General features: G+C 45.8%; 1 protein-coding gene. It reads left to right on the top strand.

The window, feature by feature from the left end; all coding sequences use genetic code 11:
- Positions 1–782: DNA polymerase family A protein (locus tag N1032_RS24885; protein ID WP_259543224.1), on the top strand; the 782-nt coding region annotated here is incomplete at both ends.

Below are 782 nucleotides of genomic sequence, written 5' to 3'. Positions count from 1 at the left end.
CATGGGCTTTGTGGGAGAAATGCTCAAGAAGCGCGTTGTAGCATCTCACAGACGTGGTTTAATCCAAGGACTCATCGATAAGGAAAGGGAAGATGGGAAGCTTTCGGCGGATGCTAATAGTTGTGCTACACCGACTTTTAGGTTTAAGCATCGTATTGTGGTTAATATACCCTCGCGCGGTTTCTTTGGGCACGAGTGTCGATCTTTATTTAAGTCGGATATTAACCTTGAGCCATCACATGGAAAGGCTGTTGTTCTTCACAACAGTGTTCCTGACGGTTGCAGCGTTAAGCCCGGCACTAACGTTATTATCGACAACAAGAAAGGAAAACCAGTAGGTGTTCTTAAATACTATTGTCCTCCCAATCATGAACTCTTTCTCGGTTATGACGGTAGTGGTCTTGAGCTTCGTATGCTCGCTCATTACCTTATTTCTGAGTGCCGTGCCATGCTTTCCGAGGCGGAAGCGGAGGGAGATGAGGAGAAGCGTAGAGTTGCTGAACGTGGTCTTGCTTCTGCTATCATGTATCGGGACATCCTTTTGGATGGCGACATTCACACTCACAATCAAAAACTTGCTGGACTTCCAACAAGGGACAATGCTAAGACGTTTATATATGCTTTCAACTACGGAGCTGGTAATCTTAAGCTTGGTAGTATTGTGGGTGGTGGTGCAGAAAAAGGCAGCATCATGCGGGAAAGATTCTTGGCTGAGAATCCTTGTATCGCAATCCTCATTGAGCGAATCACAGAGAAAGCAAAACGAGGCTACATTACGGGAA

Origin of the sequence: Herbiconiux daphne, assembly GCF_024979295.1 — a bacterium.
GTDB lineage: Bacteria > Actinomycetota > Actinomycetes > Actinomycetales > Microbacteriaceae > Herbiconiux > Herbiconiux daphnes.
Note: the sequence above shows the minus strand (reverse complement) of the source record. Positions and strands in the feature narration are given on the sequence as shown.